Origin of the sequence: Streptomyces sp. NPDC050388, from assembly GCF_040655635.1 — a bacterium.
Lineage (GTDB): Bacteria > Actinomycetota > Actinomycetes > Streptomycetales > Streptomycetaceae > Streptomyces.
In genome coordinates, this window is the sequence record NZ_JBFAKH010000019.1 from 99,673 (window position 1) to 116,247 (window position 16,575).

The 16,575-nt window shown below is 72.2% G+C and carries 17 protein-coding genes and 1 pseudogene; 9 read left to right on the plus strand and 9 right to left on the minus strand.

All coding sequences use genetic code 11. The annotated features are described in order from the left end of the window. Positions 1–64: 64 nt before the first annotated feature. A complete protein-coding gene (locus AB0I73_RS13810; protein WP_109376283.1) occupies positions 65–721 on the plus strand; it encodes a phosphatidylserine decarboxylase in 657 nt (218 codons plus the stop codon). A 22-nt stretch (positions 722–743) separates the two neighbouring features. Next, a complete protein-coding gene (pssA, locus tag AB0I73_RS13815) occupies positions 744–1,559 on the plus strand; it encodes a CDP-diacylglycerol--serine O-phosphatidyltransferase (RefSeq protein ID WP_363036964.1) in 816 nt (271 codons plus the stop codon). Between the two features lie 61 nt (positions 1,560–1,620). Here the strand turns inward: pssA and AB0I73_RS13820 are convergent, their stop codons facing one another. After that, entirely contained in the window at positions 1,621–2,793 is a 1,173-nt protein-coding gene (locus tag AB0I73_RS13820; RefSeq protein ID WP_363036921.1) for a glycerate kinase, read from the minus strand. Between the two features lie 160 nt (positions 2,794–2,953). Between AB0I73_RS13820 and AB0I73_RS13825 the strand changes: the two genes are divergently transcribed. From AB0I73_RS13825 to AB0I73_RS13835, 3 genes are all read left to right on the plus strand, one after another. Continuing rightward, the gene (locus AB0I73_RS13825; protein ID WP_363036923.1) at positions 2,954–4,027 is read left to right on the plus strand and encodes an ADP-ribosylglycohydrolase family protein; all 1,074 of its coding nucleotides are present in this window, start codon (positions 2,954–2,956) and stop codon (positions 4,025–4,027) included. Positions 4,028–4,209: 182 nt separating this feature from the next. Next, on the plus strand, positions 4,210–4,713 hold the full coding sequence (locus AB0I73_RS13830; protein ID WP_363036925.1) for an NUDIX hydrolase: 504 nt from the start codon (positions 4,210–4,212) through the stop codon (positions 4,711–4,713). Positions 4,714–4,787: 74 nt separating this feature from the next. After that, on the plus strand, positions 4,788–5,513 hold the full coding sequence (locus AB0I73_RS13835; RefSeq protein WP_363036927.1) for a Sir2 family NAD-dependent protein deacetylase: 726 nt from the start codon (positions 4,788–4,790) through the stop codon (positions 5,511–5,513). A 13-nt stretch (positions 5,514–5,526) separates the two neighbouring features. On the opposite strand, the gene AB0I73_RS13840 is transcribed toward AB0I73_RS13835, so the two are convergent. The 5 genes and pseudogenes from AB0I73_RS13840 to AB0I73_RS13860 form a co-directional block, all read right to left on the minus strand. Continuing rightward, positions 5,527–6,009, minus strand: a complete 483-nt coding sequence (locus tag AB0I73_RS13840) for a methylated-DNA--[protein]-cysteine S-methyltransferase (RefSeq protein ID WP_363036929.1) — start codon at positions 6,007–6,009, stop codon at positions 5,527–5,529. Positions 6,010–6,030: 21 nt separating this feature from the next. Further along, a complete protein-coding gene (locus AB0I73_RS13845) occupies positions 6,031–7,539 on the minus strand; it encodes an AlkA N-terminal domain-containing protein (protein ID WP_363036931.1) in 1,509 nt (502 codons plus the stop codon). A 164-nt stretch (positions 7,540–7,703) separates the two neighbouring features. Next, positions 7,704–8,210, minus strand: a pseudogene (locus AB0I73_RS13850) (glycoside hydrolase family 2 TIM barrel-domain containing protein); the annotation flags it as partial. A 454-nt stretch (positions 8,211–8,664) separates the two neighbouring features. Beyond that, positions 8,665–9,123 (minus strand): SRPBCC domain-containing protein, encoded by a 459-nt coding sequence (locus AB0I73_RS13855; protein WP_363036933.1) that lies wholly within the window; start codon positions 9,121–9,123, stop codon positions 8,665–8,667. A 182-nt stretch (positions 9,124–9,305) separates the two neighbouring features. Then, positions 9,306–10,850, minus strand: a complete 1,545-nt coding sequence (locus AB0I73_RS13860) for a cytosine permease (RefSeq protein ID WP_363036935.1) — start codon at positions 10,848–10,850, stop codon at positions 9,306–9,308. 102 nt (positions 10,851–10,952) lie between these two features. On the opposite strand from AB0I73_RS13860, the gene AB0I73_RS13865 reads away from it, so the two are divergent. Further along, positions 10,953–12,404 carry a PucR family transcriptional regulator gene (locus tag AB0I73_RS13865; RefSeq protein ID WP_363036937.1) on the plus strand — a complete coding sequence of 484 codons (1,452 nt, stop codon included), beginning with the start codon at positions 10,953–10,955 and terminating at the stop codon, positions 12,402–12,404. Positions 12,405–12,440: 36 nt separating this feature from the next. Here AB0I73_RS13865 and AB0I73_RS13870 read toward each other — a convergent pair whose 3' ends face one another. Further along, a complete protein-coding gene (locus AB0I73_RS13870; RefSeq protein WP_363036939.1) occupies positions 12,441–13,208 on the minus strand; it encodes an HAD family phosphatase in 768 nt (255 codons plus the stop codon). Between the two features lie 517 nt (positions 13,209–13,725). Here AB0I73_RS13870 and AB0I73_RS13875 point away from each other — a divergent pair. Then, entirely contained in the window at positions 13,726–14,361 is a 636-nt protein-coding gene (locus AB0I73_RS13875; RefSeq protein WP_363036941.1) for a ScbR family autoregulator-binding transcription factor, read from the plus strand. Here AB0I73_RS13875 and AB0I73_RS13880 read toward each other — a convergent pair. Then, entirely contained in the window at positions 14,273–14,800 is a 528-nt protein-coding gene (locus AB0I73_RS13880) for an ATP-binding protein (RefSeq protein ID WP_363036943.1), read from the minus strand. The two genes, AB0I73_RS13875 and AB0I73_RS13880, sit on opposite strands and share 89 nt — an antisense overlap. Positions 14,801–15,007: 207 nt before the next feature. On the opposite strand from AB0I73_RS13880, the gene AB0I73_RS13885 reads away from it, so the two are divergent. Together AB0I73_RS13885 and AB0I73_RS13890 are read left to right on the plus strand one after the other, a co-directional pair. After that, complete coding sequence (locus AB0I73_RS13885; protein WP_363036945.1) at positions 15,008–15,862, plus strand: helix-turn-helix transcriptional regulator; 855 nt, start codon at positions 15,008–15,010, stop codon at positions 15,860–15,862. Further along, entirely contained in the window at positions 15,859–16,050 is a 192-nt protein-coding gene (locus tag AB0I73_RS13890; RefSeq protein WP_363036947.1) for a DUF397 domain-containing protein, read from the plus strand. The genes AB0I73_RS13885 and AB0I73_RS13890 overlap by 4 nt, the downstream gene beginning before the upstream one ends. Before the next feature lie 136 nt (positions 16,051–16,186). Here the strand turns inward: AB0I73_RS13890 and AB0I73_RS13895 are convergent, their stop codons facing one another. Beyond that, positions 16,187–16,462 carry a hypothetical protein gene (locus AB0I73_RS13895; protein ID WP_363036949.1) on the minus strand — a complete coding sequence of 92 codons (276 nt, stop codon included), beginning with the start codon at positions 16,460–16,462 and terminating at the stop codon, positions 16,187–16,189. Between the last annotated feature and the right edge of the window lie 113 nt (positions 16,463–16,575).

A 16,575-nucleotide genomic window follows, 5' to 3' on the forward strand; every position in this document is an offset into this window, starting at 1 on the left:
TACGATCGCCGGAAAGCCGCCGTCCCCCGTCAGTGCGCGGCACTATCCGCTACGAAGGTCATCCATGCCCCACAGCAAAACCTCTGCATCTCGCGACAGCCTCGCCGGTGTACGCCTCGCGCGCGGAGCATCGCCGTGGCTTCTGCCGACCGTCGCCACCGCAGCCGTCAGCCTGGTCCGTGCCCGCCGTTCGGGTGCCGCCAAGGCCGTAGCCGTTCCCGCCACCGCTCTCGCGGCGGGGATGCTGTGGTTCTTCCGCGACCCCGAGCGCGAGATCGCCCGGGGCCGGGTCATCTCGCCCGCCGACGGTGTGGTGCAGAGCATCATGCCGTGGAAGGACGGCCGGACCCGTGTCGCGATCTTCATGAGCCCGCTCAACGTCCACGTCAACCGGGCGCCGCTGGCCGGCACGGTGACGTCGGTCGAGCACGTCCCCGGTGGCTTCGTTCCCGCCTTCAACAAGGAGAGCGAGAACAACGAGCGTGTGGTCTGGCACTTCGACACCGAGCTCGGTGACATCGAGATGATCCAGATCGCCGGCGCGGTGGCCCGCCGCATCGTCCCCTACGTGCCTCAGGGCACCAAGGTCGAGCAGGGCGACCGGATCGGTCTCATCCGGTTCGGCTCCCGGGTGGATCTCTACCTGCCCGAGGGCGTCGAGATCGACGTCGAGGTGGGGCAGAAGACCGTGGCAGGGGTGACTCGAATTGACCGTGATTGATCCTGAGACACAGGCCGGCTGGGTGCCCGACGCCGACGAGGAGGACGACGAGGAGGAGATGCCCCTCTCGCTCCGCCTGTCGATAGCGGACACCCTCACCCTCGGCAACGCCACCTGCGGCTTCATGGCCGTGTACTTCACCACCACCGGCATCCTGATCCCGCACCTCACGGGCAGCCAGGAGTCCGGCATGGCCCGCCACAGCGCGGCCACCGCCGTGATCCTGATGCTGTGCGCGGCCGTCTTCGACCTGTTCGACGGCCTGGTGGCCCGGAAGCTGCGCTCCTCCCCGATGGGCGCGGAACTGGACAACCTCTCGGATCTGATCAGCTTCGGTCTGGCGCCGGCGTACTTCGTCCTCGTGTACGGCATGGTCGCGGACGACGCGCACCAGAGAGTGGCCGCGGTCGGCGCGATCGTGGTGCTGCTGGCGGTGGTGCTGAGACTGGCGAGGTTCTCCTGCGTCACGGTCAAGGACGGCACCTTCCAGGGCATGCCGTCACCGTTCGGCGCGCTGACCGTCGTCTCGATCGTGCTGCTGGAGCTGCCGTTCGTGGCGACGGTGCTGGCGATCCTGGGCACCGCCTGGCTGATGGTGAGCCGGGTCGAGTACCCGAAGCCGCGGGGCCCCCTCGCGGTGGCGATGCTGACCTGGATCGTGCTGAGCATGGGGATGCTGACGGCGTGGGCCTTCGACGCCCCCAGCGGCCAGCTGCTGCTGCAGACGGGGTGCGCGCTGCAGCTGGTGCTGGGCGCGGTGATCCCGCTGTTCGCCACGGCCCGCCGGGTGAACAACTTCCGCGACAACCGCCGCGAGGCGCGGGCGGCACAGTCGTAACGGCACTGCGAAGGGCCCCGGACCCAGGGTTGGGTTCGGGGCCCTTCGCCTTTCGGCGGCCTCAGCCCAGGAAGTCCCGGGCGATCCGCTCCGCGGTCCGCTCCAGGATCGGCCCCGCCTCCGCGATGCACGTCGCCACGTCCGGCTCGAGATCCGTCAGCGCGTACGCCCGCCGGATCCCCGCCCGCCCCAGCGCCTCCGGCGACAGGGTGAGCCGCCCGCACACCGCGACGACCTCCTTGCCGGCGGCGCGTGCCGCGGCGGCGACCCCCGCCGGGGCCTTGCCGTGCAGGGTCTGCTCGTCCAGCGAGCCCTCCCCGGTGATCACGAGGTCGGCCCGCTCCAGTGCGGGCGCGAAACCGAGGACGTCCAGCATCACCTCGATACCGGGCCGGAACCCGGCCCCGAGGAGCAGCGCGCCGAACCCGATGCCGCCGGCCGCACCCGCGCCCGCCGAACCGGCGAACTCCGCGGCGGCCTTCACCCCGGCCGACTCCTCCAGCACCCGCACGAAGTGCCCGAGCGCCGCGTCCAGCCGCTCCACGTCCTGCGGCGAGGCACCCTTCTGCGGCCCGTAGACCGCCGGGGCCCCCTTCGGGCCGGTCAGCGGGTTGTCGACGTCGCTGGCGAGCACGAACCCGACCCGGCCCAGACGCGGGTCCAGGCCCGACAGGTCGGCCGAGGCCAGCTCGGCGAGGCCGCCGCCGCCCGGTGCCACCGGCTCACCGTCGGCCTTCAGGAAGCGGGCGCCCAGCGCGGCCAGCATGCCGGCACCGCCGTCCGTGGTGGCGCTGCCGCCGACCCCGAACACCAGGGTGCGCGCGCCCGCGTCCAGCGCGGCCCGCAACAGCTCGCCGGAACCGTACGTGGACGCCGTCAGCGGCGCCGGTACGCCGTCCGGAAGCCGCTGGAGCCCGCTGGCCTCCGCCATCTCCACCACGGCGGTGTCGCCGCGCAACGCGAACACCGCCGTCACCTCGTCGCCGACGGGGCCGGTGACCCGTGCCTCCCGCCGGTCGAAGCCGGCCGCGATCGCCGCCGCCACCGTGCCGTCACCGCCGTCGGCCACGGGCAGCGCCTCGACCTCGAGGCCCGGCACCACCCGACGCAGCCCGGCCGTCACCCGCTCGGCGACCTGCACGGCCGTCAGCGACCCCTTGAACTTGTCCGCGGCGACGAGCACCCGCTGTGCCGACCGTGCTGATCGAGTACCGCTCACTGCAGCGTCCGCCACTGTCGCAATCCCCTTGCTCTCCGGGTCCCTCACGCGTGTCGAGGCCGGTCGCGCGCCCCTGCGACCCTAACCGGCGGGCAGCCGCGGCGTCGCCCCCCGGACCGGCGGACACCCGGCCGGGGAAGGCGCGGCCGCGGCCGGAATCGGGTAGACCGGACCCATGACCGCTGTGGAGACGGAACCGGGGCTCGCCGACCGCGTCCTCGGGGGCTGGCTGGGCCGGATCGCGGGCAACATGCTGGGCAAGCCGGTCGAGCAGGGCGAGGTGTGGACCCGTGAGCGCATCGACCGCTACCTGCGCCGGGCGGCGGCGCTCCCCCTCGACGACTACCTGCCCGAACCGCTCACCGAGAGCGACCGCCGCGACCTGCGCCCCGAGTGGCGGTACTGCGTCCGCGGCCGCGTCCACGGCAGCTGCCGGGACGACGACGTCGACTACGCGATCCTCGGCCTGCACCTGCTGGAGACCCACGGCTTCGGCTTCAGCACCGAGCAGGTGGGCGACCTGTGGCTGCTGCGGCTGCCGTACCTGCAGACGTTCACCGCGGAACGCGCGGCGTACCGGAACCTCGCGAACGGCCGCAGGCCACCGCTGACGGCCACCTACGACAACCCGTACCAGGAGTGGATCGGCGCCCTGATCCGCGCCGACATCCACGGCTGGACGTCCCCCGGCGCCCCGCGCCGCGCGGCCTCGCTGGCCCGCCGTGACGCGGTGCTGTCGCACACCGGCAACGGGGTCTACGGCGCGATGTGGGCGGCGGCGCTGATCTCGGCGGCGTTCACGGCGTCCACGGTGCGCCGCGCCGTGGACGAGGCGCTGACGGTGATCCCGGCGGGCTGCCGCCTGGCCCGCGCCGTGCGCAGGGTGTGCGCCCTGCACGAGGCCGGGCTGGCCTGGGAGGACACGCTCGCCACGGTCGAGGAGGAGACGGCGGGCCTCGGCTGGATCCACACCGTCCCGAACGCCGCCGTCCTCACCGCCGGTCTGCTGTACGGCGACGGCGACTTCACCCGCACCATCGCCCTGACGGTGCGCGGTGGCCTGGACACCGACTCCAACGGGGCGACGGCGGGCTCGGTGGCCGGCGTCCTGTGCGGCGCGTCGGCCGTCCCAGAGCAGTGGAGCGACCCGCTCCGGGACACGGTGCGCAGCGCGGTCCTCGGCTTCGACGGGGTGCGCATCAGCGAGCTGGCGGAGCGCACCCTGCGGCTGGCACGGACGGCGGCCTGATCCCGGCTCCGGAAGAGCGGGACACGGGATACGGGCGGTGCGGTCGGTGACTCCTGTGGCTCGTGTGCCCCGGCACGTGCGCCGTTCGGTGTCGATCACGGGACCGGGGTGTGCTGCCGTGCGCCCTGCTCGGGCCGCTCCGCCGCCACGGTGGAGGTCCCCGGCGCCACTACCCTGCCCGTATGACCACCACGCAGGACGTTCAGGACTTCGCCGCCTACCTCGCCTCGCTCCCCCGGATCTTCGCCGGCGCGGCCGCCCTCTTCCGGGACGGTGAGGGCCGGGTGCTGCTCGTCGAGCCGAACTACCGGGAGGGATGGACGCTGCCCGGCGGCACGATCGAGTCGGACGACGGGGAGACCCCGCGGCAGGGCGCGCGGCGCGAGACGGCCGAGGAGATCGGGCTCGACCGGCCGCTCGGGCGGCTGCTCGCGCTGGACTGGGTGCGGTGGCCCGGACGGCCCCCGATGGTGGCGTACCTGTACGACGGCGGGGTGCTCGGCGCGGACGACCTCGCGGCGATCCGGTTGCAGGAGGAGGAGCTGCTGTCCTGGCGGCTCGTACCGCGCGAGGAGCTGGCCGGGTACCTCCAGGGCTCTCTGGGGCGCCGGGTGCTGGCCGCCCTGGACGTCCTCGCCGACGGCTCGGACACCGCGGAACTGGAGAACGGGCACCGGGTGCACTGACCTGTGCCCGCCCGACGCCCCGCCCGCCGATATCGGCTCGCCGCGACGGCCGGCGGCCGCCTACCCTCGGCTGCATGAGCAAGCCACTCGTCGCCCTCCTCAGCGGTGCCGGCGTCAGCACCGACTCCGGGATCCCCGACTACCGGGGCCCGAACGGGCTGTGGCGGCGGGATCCGGAGGCCGAGAAGCTCGTGACGTACGAGTACTACATGGGCGATCCCGAGATCCGCCGCCGGTCCTGGCAGATGCGGCGCAAGAACCGCGCGCTCGCGGCCGAGCCGAACGCCGCGCACAGCGCCGTGGCCGAGCTGGAGCGGTCCGGGGTGCCGGTGCGGGTGATCACGCAGAACGTGGACGGGCTGCACCAGCTCGCCGGGATGCCCGCCCGCAAGGTGCTCGAGCTGCACGGCACGGTACGCAGCGTGGTGTGCACGGGCTGCCACGCCCGAAGCCCGATGGAGGACGCGCTCGCCCGGGTCGAGGCCGGTGAGGAGGATCCGCCGTGCCGGGCGTGCGGCGGGATCCTCAAGTCGGCGACGGTGATGTTCGGCGAGCGGCTCGACCCCGTGGTGCTCGGCGACGCACTCGCGATCAGCAAGGCCTGCACCGTCTTCATCGCCGTCGGCACCAGCCTCCAGGTCCAGCCCGCCGCCGGCCTCGCGGGCGTCGCCGCCGACCACGGCGCCCGGCTCGTCATCGTCAACGCCGAGCCGACACCGTACGACGACCGCGCCGACGAGATCATCCGGGAGCCGATCGGCACGGCCCTGCCCGCGCTGCTCGGCCGGATCGCGGCCTAGCCCGGATCGCCGCTCAGAACAGGGCCGTCCCCCGCTCGAAGTCCAGCAGGCGCTGCTTGCGGGCCAGGCCGCCGCCGTAGCCGGTGAGGCCGCCGCTCGCGCCGATGACGCGGTGGCAGGGGACGATGATGCCGATCGGGTTGCGGCCGTTGGCGAGGCCGACCGCGCGGGAGGCCTTGGGGTTGCCGAGGACATCGGCGAGTTGGCCGTAGGAGCGGGTCTCGCCGTACGGGATGCGCGTCAGCTGGTCCCAGACGCGGCGCTGGAACGGGGTGCCGTGCAGGCGCAGTTCGAGGGTGAACTCCTTCAACTCGCCCTCGAAGTAGGCCTTCAGCTGTTCCTTCGCCGCGGGGCAGACGATGTCGTCGCGGTCCCCGAAGGTCTCCTCCTGGGGGCGGTGGCGCTGGTCGGTCATGTAGAGGCCGCACAGGACGCCGTCGTCGGCGACGAGCGTCAGCGGGCCGTAGGGGCTGTCGATCACGGTGTGCTGCTTCATCGGCTGTGTCTCTCTGTTTCCTTACACCGGCAGGAAGTTGATCGGGTGGTCGTCCGTCGCCCACAGATACTGGACCGCGTACGCCCGCCAGGGCCGCCAGGCCGCCGCGCGTGCGGTGAGCGCGGCCGGGGTGGACGGCAGGCCGAGTTCGCGGGCGGCGCGGCGGACGCCGAGGTCGGTGGGGAGGAAGGCGTCGGGGTCGCCCAGGGCGCGCATGGCGATGACGTCGGCCGTCCAGGGGCCGAAGCCGGGGAGGGCGAGGAGCTTCTCGCGGGTCTCGGGCCAGTCGCTCCCGACGCCCAGCCGGAGGTCGCCGTCGGCGAGTCGGCGGACCAGGGTGGTGAAGGTGGTCCGGCGGGTGCGGGGCATGGCCAGGGTCTCGGGGTCCAGGTCGGCGAGTGCCTCGGGCGACGGGAAGAGGTGGGTGAGGCCGCCCTCGGGGTCCGGGTCGTCCACCGGCTCGCCGTGCGCGGTGACCAGGCGGGCCGCGTGGGTGCGGGCGGCGGCCGTGGAGACCTGCTGGCCGAGCACGGCCCGGACGGCGAACTCCGCCTCGTCGACCGTACGCGGGACCCGGCGGCCGGGCGCCTTGTCGACCAGTGGTGCGAGCACCGGGTCGGTGCGCAGCCGGTCGTCGACGGCCACCGGGTCGGCGTCCAGGTCGAGCAGCCGGCGGCAGCGGCTGATGGCGACGGTGAGATCGCGCGGGTCGGTGAGGGTGAGGCGGCAGGCGATGTGGTCGGGCCGCGGGGCCAGGGCCACGACGCCGTGCCCGTACGGCAGCCGCAGCGTGCGCCGGTAGGCGCCGTCCCTCCACTCCTCCACGCCGGGTACGGCGGTCGCGGCGAGGTGGCCGAAGAGGTTGTCGGGGTTGAGCGGGGCGCGGAACGGCAGGCGCAGGGACAGCGCGCCGGGCGTGCCGCCGGGGGCGCTCGTGGGGCTGCCGGAAGTCCGCTGCGGCGCGCGGGCGCGCAGGTCGCTCGGGGCCAGGGCGAAGACCTCGCGCACCGTGTCGTTGAAGGAGCGGACGGAGGAGAACCCGGCGGCGAAGGCGATCTCCGTCATCGGCAGGGCGGTCGTCTCGATGAGCAGCCGCGCGGTCTGGGCGCGCTGCGCCCGGGCGAGGGCGAGGGGTCCCGCGCCCAGCTCGGCGAGCAGTTGGCGTTCCACCTGCCGGGTGCTGTAGCCGAGCCGGGCGGCGAGGCCGGGCACGCCCTCCCGATCCACGGTCCCGTCGGCGATCAACCGCATGGCGCGGGCCACGGCGTCGGCGCGCTGGTTCCACTCCGGGGATCCGGGGCTGGTGTCGGGACGGCACCGCTTGCAGGCCCGGAACCCCGCCTGCTGGCAGGCCGCCGCACTCGGCTGGAAGACCATGTTCTCGGGCTTGGGCGGTACCGCCGGGCAGCTGGGCCGGCAGTAGATGCCGGTGGTCAGCACGGCGGTGAAGAACCAGCCGTCGAACCGCGCGTCCTTGGACCGGACGGCCCGCACGCAGCGTTCGGTGTCGGTGTGCATCCCCTTCTGCATGGATCCAGCATCGGGGACGGGGCGGGCGGGGTCTCGCAGGAATCCGACATGAACCTCGGTCGGCCTCGCCGGCGCCGTCCAGGACGGCGCCGGACACGTCCGCCAGGACGCGGACGACCTCGCACAGGCCGCCCCCATGTTCCAGGCCCGCCACCGGACCTTCCGCTCTTGTCGCGGTGCACCGTGTTCTGCGCGCGGACCACGCACGCCTCGGTCCAGTCGGCGTGGTTCCCGGGGTACTCGCCGCGGATGGCGTGGGTCTCGAGGTTGGTCTCGTCGACGAGGTACAGGCCGTAGGCGTCGGCGAGTTCCAGCCAGAGCCGGTCGTTGGGGTAGCGAGAGGTGCGGACGGTGTTGATGTTCAGCCGCTTGACGGTCTCGATGCCCTTCACCATGTCCGCGTGGGTGAGGGCCATGCCGCGGTCGGGATGCATCTCGTGGCGGTTGGTGCCGCGGAAGGAGACCGGGCGGCCGTTGATACGTATCAGGCCGTCCGTGAGGGCGAACTCGCGCAGGCCGATCCGGTGCGCGAGGGTCTCGGTCACGGTGCCGGACGGATCGCGCAGCCGCAGCACGGCGGTGTGGAGGTAGGGGTGTTCGGCCGACCACAGCTTCGGCTCGGGCACGGCCGCGGACGCCTCGAAGGTCACGTCCTCGCCGGCCGGTATAGAGCCTGGACCGGCGCCGCGCTCCAGCAGCCGGCGGCGACTGACGACCGGCCGCTCGGGGTGGGCGGGCCGGTCGGTGGGAGACACGTGCGGGTGCGGCATGACCGTGGCCTTCCTCTGTTCGACAGGGCACCGCTGCACGGACTGAGGGCATGCCAGGGCCGGCCGTCAACACACCGTGACTGAGGATGCGTTGCTGTCGGGACGGATCACTGCGAATGGTGACGGAGCCAAGTGCTGAGCCACGGACACCCTAGGACTCGAACACAACCGAAGCAATGCTCTCGTCGGAGTCTGTGCGGTCCTGGTGGTTCAATGGGGCACCTTCGGCCGGATCGCCCGGTGAACGCCGCATACGCCCCGCGGGACGACGGGACGGCACGGGGATCCGTCCGGGAACACCGACGGGGCAGGCCCGCGCAGACGCGGGCCTGCCCCGTGAGCCCCCTGCAGGGGCTCAGTCCGTCGGTCGGCCGGCCAGGAAGGCGGTGAGGCTCTCGAGGAGCATGGTGCTGCCCTGCTCGGCCATGTCGCGTTCCTCGACGCTGTCACAGGTCTGACGCAGCACGATCCCTGTGCGGTGTCCCTCCTGTTCGTCGAGTTCCAGGGTCATGGCGGCCGGCTCGGGCCTGCCGGGGACATCCATGCCGATCACCAGGCGGCGGTTCTCGGCGACCTCGAGGTAGGAGCCGGTCAGGGGGAACTGTCCTCCGTCCGGGGTGACCATCGTGGCCTTCCACAGGCCGCCGGGCCGTACGTCCATCTCGACGGACCCGGCGGCGGCCCCGGCCCACTGTGCGTACTGCTCGGGGGTGGTCCACGCCCGCCACACCGCCGCCGCGGGAGCGTCCAGCATCCGGTTCAGCGTGTAGGAGAAGTCCTCGGTGGCGGTGGTGGTGCCCTGCTCGGCGCTCATCCCATGTCTCCTCGTCTCGTCCCGGGTCGTGACCGGCCTGCCGGAATCGTCCGGGTTCGGAACTGTCATGGAAGGAGACACGCCATCACACCGAAACTCATCGCTCCCCGGGCGCCCGGAGTCCGGGCGCCCGGATCACCCCTGCGCGCCACCACCACCTGAACGCGACCGGGCCGGATGTGTCAGCCGACCGGTGCCGGCGCCGCCGGCGCCTCCGGCGCCTCCTGCGGGCCGCCGCTGATCGGCAGGACCTCGGCGTCGGAAGCCCGCACGAAGCGGGGCCCCGCCGGCCCGTACACCCCGCGCGGCTCGGGGAACAGGGCGAGGAGGACGAGGTAGAGCACCGCCGCGAGGACGAGGCCGACCGGCAGCGAGATGTCCATGCCGTCGGCCAGGTTGCCGAGCGGTCCGACGAACTGGCCGGGCAGGTTGGTGAAGAGCAGGGCCACGGCGGCGGAGACCAGCCAGGTGGCCAGGCCGCGCCAGTTCCAGCCGTGGGTGAACCAGTAGCGGCCGCCCGTACGGCGCTGGTTGAAGACCTGGAGCGCCTCCGGGTCGTACCAGCCCCGGCGGGTGACGTAGCCGAGGGCCATCACGATCATCCACGGTGCAGTGCAGGTGATGATCAGGGTGGCGAAGGTGGAGATCGACTGCGTGAGGTTCAGCCAGAACCGGCCGACGAAGATGAACCCGATGGACAGGACGCCGATGAGGATCGTCGCCTGGACGCGGCTGAAGCGGGGGAAGACGCTGCAGAAGTCCAGTCCGGTGCCGTACAGCGCGGTCGTGCCGGTGGACAGGCCGCCGATCAGCGCGATGAGGCAGAGCGGCAGGAAGTACCAGCCGGGCGCGATCGCGAGCAGACCGCCGACGTAGTTGGGCGCGTCCGGGTCGAAGTACTTCCCGGCCTGGGTCGCGATGACCGACGCGGTGGCCAGGCCGAAGACGAACGGCAGCAGGGTGGCGATCTGGGCCAGGAACGCGGCGCCCATCACCCGGCGGCGGGGCGTCGCGGCCGGGATGTAGCGGGACCAGTCGCCGAGGAACGCGCCGAAGGAGACCGGGTTGGAGAGCACGATCAGCGCGGAGCCGATGAAGGACGGCCAGAACAGCGGGTCCGCGGTCGAGGCGAAGGCACCCGCGTAACCGGGGTCGAAGTCGCCGGCGAAGGCGAAGGCGCCCAGCACGAACAGGGCCGAGGCCGCCACCACCGCGATCTTGTTGACCAGCAGCATGAAGCGGAAGCCGTAGATGCAGACCACCAGCACCAGGCCGGCGAAGACCGCGTACGCCAGGGCGTACGTCATCGTCGACTCGGGCACCCCCAGCAACCGGTGCGCGCCGCCGACCAGGGCGTCCCCGGAGGACCACACCGAGATCGAGAAGAAGGCGACCGCGGTGAGCAGCGCGAGGAAGGAGCCGACGACTCTTCCGTGCACTCCCAGGTGGGCGGAGGAGGAGACGGAGTTGCTGGTGCCGTTCGTGGGGCCGAAGAGCGCCATCGGCGCGAGCAGCAGGGCGCCCGCGACCAGGCCGAGCAGGGTCGCCGCGAGCCCCTGCCAGAAGGAGAGGCCGAACAGGATGGGGAAGGAACCCAGCACACACGTCGCGAAGGTGTTGGCGCCGCCGAAGGCGAGCCGGAACAGGTCGAGCGGACGGGCCGTGCGCTCCTCGTCCGGGATCTGCTCGACACCATGAGTCTCGATTTCGGTGACCGAGGTCGCCATGGGCTCTTCACCTGCCGTTCGTACCGGGGGACGGCTCCACAGTCTGAGCCCCTTACTGACCTGCGACAATGGTGGCAATCACAGAGAGATAGCCTCCTGTATGTGGCTACCGACAAACTCACTGTCGAGGATCTGCTCTCCTTCCCCGCCCTCCAGCTGTCGGTGAAGGCGGGCAGCAACGGCCTCGGCCGCTCCGTATCCTGGGCGCACGTATGCGAGTTGGACGACCCGACGCCCTGGCTGCTGGGGGCCGAGGTCATCATGACGACGGGGCTCGCGATCCCCCGTGGCGCCGCCGGGCAGCGCCGCTATCTGGAGCTGCTGGACGACGCCGGGGTCTCCGCGCTGGCCCTGTCGGCGCAGTTGCACACGCCCCCGCTGCACGACGCGTTCTTCCGGACGGCCGAGGAGCGGGACTTCCCGGTGCTGGAGGTGCCGCTCGCCGTTCCGTTCATCGCGGTGTCCCAGGAGGTCGCCGCCGCGGTGCAGGACGACGCGCGGCACCGGCTGGGCGCACAGCTCCAGGTCTTCGGCTCACTGCGCTGGTTGGTGGCCGAGGACCTCGACACGCCGTCGCTCCTGCGCCGCCTCGAGCGCCTGTCCGGGTACGACGTGTACCTCTGCACCCCGCAGGGCCGCCCCCTGCTGCCCGGGGTGCCCGCTCCCGACCCGGGCGTCCTGCCCTCCTCGGTGGACGCCCCGCCGACCGTCCCCGGCGGTTTCGTCCTGCCCGTGCCGGCCCCCGGCGGCCCGGCGGGCTTCCTGGTGGCGTACGAGCGGCAGGGCGCCCAGCCCGCCGGCCTGGCGGTCGTCCAGCACATCGCCACGGTGGCGGCGCTGCGGGTGGCGATGGTGCGCAACGAGCGCGAGACACTGCGCCGCGAGGGCGCCGAGACCCTGGCGGAGCTGCTGCAGGAGGTGCTCGACCCGGCGGCCGCCCGCCGCAGGCTCGCCCGGCACGCCATCGAGGGCGACGCCGTCCTGTTCGTGGTCCGGCGCACCCCCGACGAGGCACTGCTGCACTGCCTCGAGGACCACTCCCACCTGCTGCTCACCCGCGGCGCCGACCGCTATGTGCTCGGCGCCCCGGAGCTGGCCGAGGCCATCGGCGGGCTACCGGCCGTGGCGGCCGGGATGAGCCGCCCCTTCCGTCCGGGCGCGGCCCTGAAGGTCGCCCAGCGCGAGGCCCTGTGGGCGGTCTCGAAGGCGGTCGAGTCGGGCCGCCCACTGGTCCGTTACGGCGCCGACGCGACGGGCCGCTGGCTGCCCGAGGACCCCGCGGTGCTGACCGCACTGGTCGACCACGTGCTCGGCGAGGTGCTGCGCTACGACGCGGCCCACGACTCCCAGCTGCTGGTCTCCGTCCGCACCTGGATGGAGCGCGACCGCCGCACCGAGACCGCCGCGGCGGCGCTGCACATCCACCCGAACACGCTCGCCTACCGCCTGCGCCGCTTCGGCGCCCTCTCCGGCCGCGACCTGTCCTCCACCGGCGCCCTGACGGAGGTGTGGCTCGCCATCCAGGCGGCGGGCTCCCTGGGCCTCACCGACTGACGCCGCTCGCCGGACGTCGCGGGTCGGGCGGGACCTTCACACCGGGCCCTGTCCCCTTCCCGGGTCCGGGTCCGGCCCGACCACCCGGGTCCGGACCCACGCCAGGAGTTCGGGATCGTCCAGGGAGGTCACCCACAGGTCGGCCCCTCCCGCGCCCCCGTCGCCCGGCCGGGGGCCGACGCCGAGCACCCGCAGCCCGGCCCGGCGGGCCGACTCCACGCCGGTCAGGGAGTCCTCGACCGCCAGCGCCCGCCCGGGACGGACACCGCAGAGCCGGACCGCCTCGGCGTAGACGTCTGGCCACGGCTTGGGCCGCACCGCCCCCGCCACGGGCGCTCCCTCCGGGCCGTCCGTCTCCCGCGGCGCCCCGGACGGAACGACGACGTGCTGGAAGCGCTCCCGCAGTCCGGCCCGGGCGAGACTCTCCTCGACCACCTCCAGCGGACAGTTGCTGGCCACCGCCAGGGGCAGCCGGCCGGAGAGCAGCCGCACCAGTTCGACGGCGCCCGGCATCGTCACCGGGTCGTCGGCGACGAGGGACAGGAAGTGGTCGAGGAGCGCCGCGGTCAGGTCGGCCGTCAGTTCGGGCTTGTGCACCGCTTCTGCCATCAGCCGCCCGCAGTCGGCGTAGTGCACGCCCTTGGCCTGCTCCGCGAACCCCGGCGGAGCCTTGAACCCGAAGCTCCGGAAGGCCCGGCGACGGGCTTCCTGCCAGTGGCGTTCGCTGTCCATCAACGTGCCGTCGCAGTCGAAGACGACTGCTTCGGGGGACCAGTCGAGCAAAGGGCGTACCGGAGTGGTCACAGCGGCCTCCTGAAGGGGCGAGCGGTCACACGCGGCGTGACCGCGATCCGGGTCTGGCGGTGTCTCGCGCCGAGCGCGCCGCAGGCCGGCGCGTGTCAGGGCTCAACCGAAGCGCGAAATCGCGCGCATTCCTGACTTTCGGCAGCAACCGGAAACATCACGTCCGTTACGTTATTTCCGCTCCGGAGAGTGCGGCAATGACCACAAGGGGTTATCGACGGCGAGGACGGCCGGGTGTATGGACCCACGGGCGCCGACCCGGCCAGCCGAAAGCGCGATCCTTCAACACGGATGCACCGCAAGGAAGTTGAGACATATTCACCGGGCAACCCGCACCGGCGGCGCCGGACCCCCCGGCCGCCGCACGAGGCCGGAAAAACAGCGGACCGACCCCATTACCACTCGACCGCGTTCCCCCTCGAAAGAAATGCGTAATTACCGCGCGAACGTGCCCTCAGTTTGCCCCCGGCGTACGCGGGCGCACTACATTCGTCGCTGTCGGAGAAATTGAGCGAAGGTGGACAGGGCGTTGCAGGAACGGGCCAGGGCAACCCGCAGAGCACTCCTGGAAGCAGCCGCCTTCCTCTTCGCAGAACGCGGATACGCGGGCACCAGCGTCAACGACATAAGCACCAGGTCGGGGCGGACCAGCGGCTCCGTCTACTTCCACTACGCCAGCAAGGAGGGCGTCGCCCTCGCCGTGGTCCAGGACCGCTTCGCCACCTGGCCGGACCTCGCCGCACGGTACACGGACGAGACGGTCCCGCCACTGGACCGCCTCGTCGCCCTGAGCTACGACATCGCCCACGCCCTCGCCGGGGACCCCGTCACGCGCGCGGGCGCACGCCTGTGGGCCGAACGCGACACCATCAACACCGCGCTCCCCGACCCCTTCCCCCTGTGGACCGCCGCCGCCACCCGCCTCCTCGCCCAGGCGCGGAGCGCCGGCCACCTGGCGCCCCACGTCCGCCCCGCCCGCACCGCCCGCACCCTGGTGCGCGCGTTCTTCGGTCTCTGTTCCCTGACCGAGGCGCTCGAAGGCGCGGCCACCGTCCCCGACCGCCTCACCGACTGGTGGCACCTGACCCTGCCCTCGCTCCAGCCGGCTCCTCTTCCCACGGCAGCCCCGGGCGAAGCGCCGAGGAGTGCGTGAGGCTCCGGGGTACCGTCGCGCACTCGGCCCAGACGGTCTTGCCGGGACCCGGGCGGTCGCGCACGCCCCAGTCGACGGCGAGCGCGTCGACGAGGACCAGCCCACGGCCCCCCTCCTCGTCCGCGCCGGGAGCCTTGCACATCGGCAGGGCGGGGTGGGTGTCGGACACCTCGATCCGGATCAGGCCCTTGCCGTCGTCGCGGACGAGACGGAGGGCGAAGTCCCGCCCCGGAACAAGGCCGTGCAGAACCGCGTTCGCAGGGAGCTCCCCGACGACGAGGACGACGGTGTCATGCGCTTCGGTGCCGTGCGGGTGGCCCCACTCGGTGAGTTGGTGCGCGGCGAGCAGCCGGGCGAGGCGCGCACCGCGCCGGGTGGCGGAGAAGCGCTGCACGAAGGAGCGGACCGAGGCCGGGCTCGGGGTGTGAGGGGCTGACATGGGGCCAGCCTGCTGGGTGTTGACACACCGTCGGCAGGTCCGCCCCTGATACAGCTCCCGCTGTACTGATACACACGCTGGACCGGGATGGTCGCCGTACGTGACGATGTGCGTGCCGAGCGTGGCGCAGCGCGCCCGGCACACGGTACGGCACGCGTTCGGGCCCGGCACGGGCACGGCCCGGCGGCACAGGGGAAGGCGACTGCGATGGCGACGGACAACGGCGGCGGGGCGGCAGGCGGGAACTGCGAGCCGGAACTCTCGGACAGCCTGAAGACCTTCGGCGCGGTCCTCAAAGCCCTGCGCGAGGAAGCCCGTCTGACACAGGAGCAGTTCGCACCGCTGGTGCGGTACTCGGCCGCGTACATCGCCAAGATCGAACAGGGCAAGCGGTTCCCGCCCAGGGACCTGCTGGACAGGTCGGAGGAGATCCTGGGCGCGACCGCGGCACGCGTACTGGCGGCGGCGGCACGGAGCCTGACCCGCAGGGCGGGGCTGGCGTCCTGGTTCCGGCAGTGGGCGGGGACCGAGGAGGAGGCGATCTCGCTGTATGCGTATGAGTGCGCTGTGATTCCGGGCCTGCTTCAGCCCGAGCCGTACATTCGCGCCCTTTTCGACCGGCGCCTACCGCCCCTGTCGGAGGAACAGTTCGAGCAGCAGGTCACAGCTCGGCTCGAACGCCAGCGCCTCCTGGCGGAGAGGCCGAACAGCACGTTCAGCTTCGTCGTCGAACAAGCCCTGTTGGACCGCCGCTTGGCAGGTGCTGAGGTCACTCACGCGCTGCTCGGCACCCTGCTCGATGTGGGCCGACTCCGCAATGTGGAGATTCAGGTCATGCCTCGGGTCCAGGAGGATCACTCCGGTTTCGAGGGCCCTCTCTACCTCGCCGAGACGGCGGAGAATCGATGGGTGGGCTACGTCGAAGCGCATGACTGCAGCATGCTCGTCACCGACACAAAAGCCGCAAGCGCCATGCTTCAGCGCTATGGCAAGATGCGCTCGCAGGCTCTGAGTCATCAAGCCACCGCGAGTCTGCTGGAGCAGATGCGAGGAGCGCTATGAGCACCACCGAACTTGCCTGGTTCAAGAGCAGCTACAGCGGCGGTGGGGGCGGCAACTGCGTGGAGGTCGCTCTGTGCCCTGAGGCCGTTTTCGTCCGCGACTCGAAAGACACCCGGAGGCAGCCCCTGGCGGTCTCCTTCGACGCCTGGTCGGCGTTCACGACGCTGGCAGCCGACTCGGGCGTCTGAACCTCCGGTGGGGCGGCGCCCCTCGCTGCCCCACCGAACCTCTCACGACTACTCGACATCCAGCGCGAACTGCTTCTCCGCCTCACCCCAAGCCGAGCCCCGCTTTGGCACCCGCCATCTCGCCCTCCCGTGGGTTTCAGTCGGTGCGGAGGCCGGTGCGGGTGCCTCGGCGTGCGCGGATTTCGCGCAGTGACAGCACGAGGGCGGCAAGGTTGAGGGGGAACGCGACGGCGTTGGCGATCTGTGGAATGTCGAAAGCACGCAGCAGGCTGGCGGTGGTCGCGATCAGGAGGCAGATCAAGGGGAGGTATCTACGCCATGAGGGGAGGTCTCGCATCCGGGCGACGGTGACCGAGCACCAGAGGGTGAGGCAGAAGAGCGTGATGCCCAGGGCAGCGATTGCGATCAACATAGGGAAGTCGTCTCTCTAAGAGGTCCTAACAGAGTGCTCGGACGCGCCGGTGCAGGATGAGGCAGACAGCCAACTGCAGGAAGGCGTCATGGATGTCGTCCCGGCGCTCCCAA

What these genes read in the sequence shown, in the direction of transcription:
- AB0I73_RS13810 (WP_109376283.1), top strand. Translation starts at nt 65, where the DNA reads ATGCCCCACAGCAAAACCTCTGCATCTCGCGACAGCCTCGCCGGTGTA.
- AB0I73_RS13825 (WP_363036923.1), top strand. Translation starts at nt 2,954, where the DNA reads ATGACCGCTGTGGAGACGGAACCGGGGCTCGCCGACCGCGTCCTCGGG.
- AB0I73_RS13830 (WP_363036925.1), top strand. Translation starts at nt 4,210, where the DNA reads ATGACCACCACGCAGGACGTTCAGGACTTCGCCGCCTACCTCGCCTCG.
- AB0I73_RS13835 (WP_363036927.1), top strand. Translation starts at nt 4,788, where the DNA reads ATGAGCAAGCCACTCGTCGCCCTCCTCAGCGGTGCCGGCGTCAGCACC.
- AB0I73_RS13840 (WP_363036929.1), bottom strand. Translation starts at nt 6,009, where the DNA reads ATGAAGCAGCACACCGTGATCGACAGCCCCTACGGCCCGCTGACGCTC.
- AB0I73_RS13845 (WP_363036931.1), bottom strand. Translation starts at nt 7,539, where the DNA reads ATGCAGAAGGGGATGCACACCGACACCGAACGCTGCGTGCGGGCCGTC.
- AB0I73_RS13855 (WP_363036933.1), bottom strand. Translation starts at nt 9,123, where the DNA reads ATGAGCGCCGAGCAGGGCACCACCACCGCCACCGAGGACTTCTCCTAC.
- AB0I73_RS13860 (WP_363036935.1), bottom strand. Translation starts at nt 10,850, where the DNA reads ATGGCGACCTCGGTCACCGAAATCGAGACTCATGGTGTCGAGCAGATC.
- AB0I73_RS13880 (WP_363036943.1), bottom strand. Translation starts at nt 14,800, where the DNA reads ATGTCAGCCCCTCACACCCCGAGCCCGGCCTCGGTCCGCTCCTTCGTG.
- AB0I73_RS13885 (WP_363036945.1), top strand. Translation starts at nt 15,008, where the DNA reads ATGGCGACGGACAACGGCGGCGGGGCGGCAGGCGGGAACTGCGAGCCG.
- AB0I73_RS13890 (WP_363036947.1), top strand. Translation starts at nt 15,859, where the DNA reads ATGAGCACCACCGAACTTGCCTGGTTCAAGAGCAGCTACAGCGGCGGT.
- AB0I73_RS13895 (WP_363036949.1), bottom strand. Translation starts at nt 16,462, where the DNA reads ATGTTGATCGCAATCGCTGCCCTGGGCATCACGCTCTTCTGCCTCACC.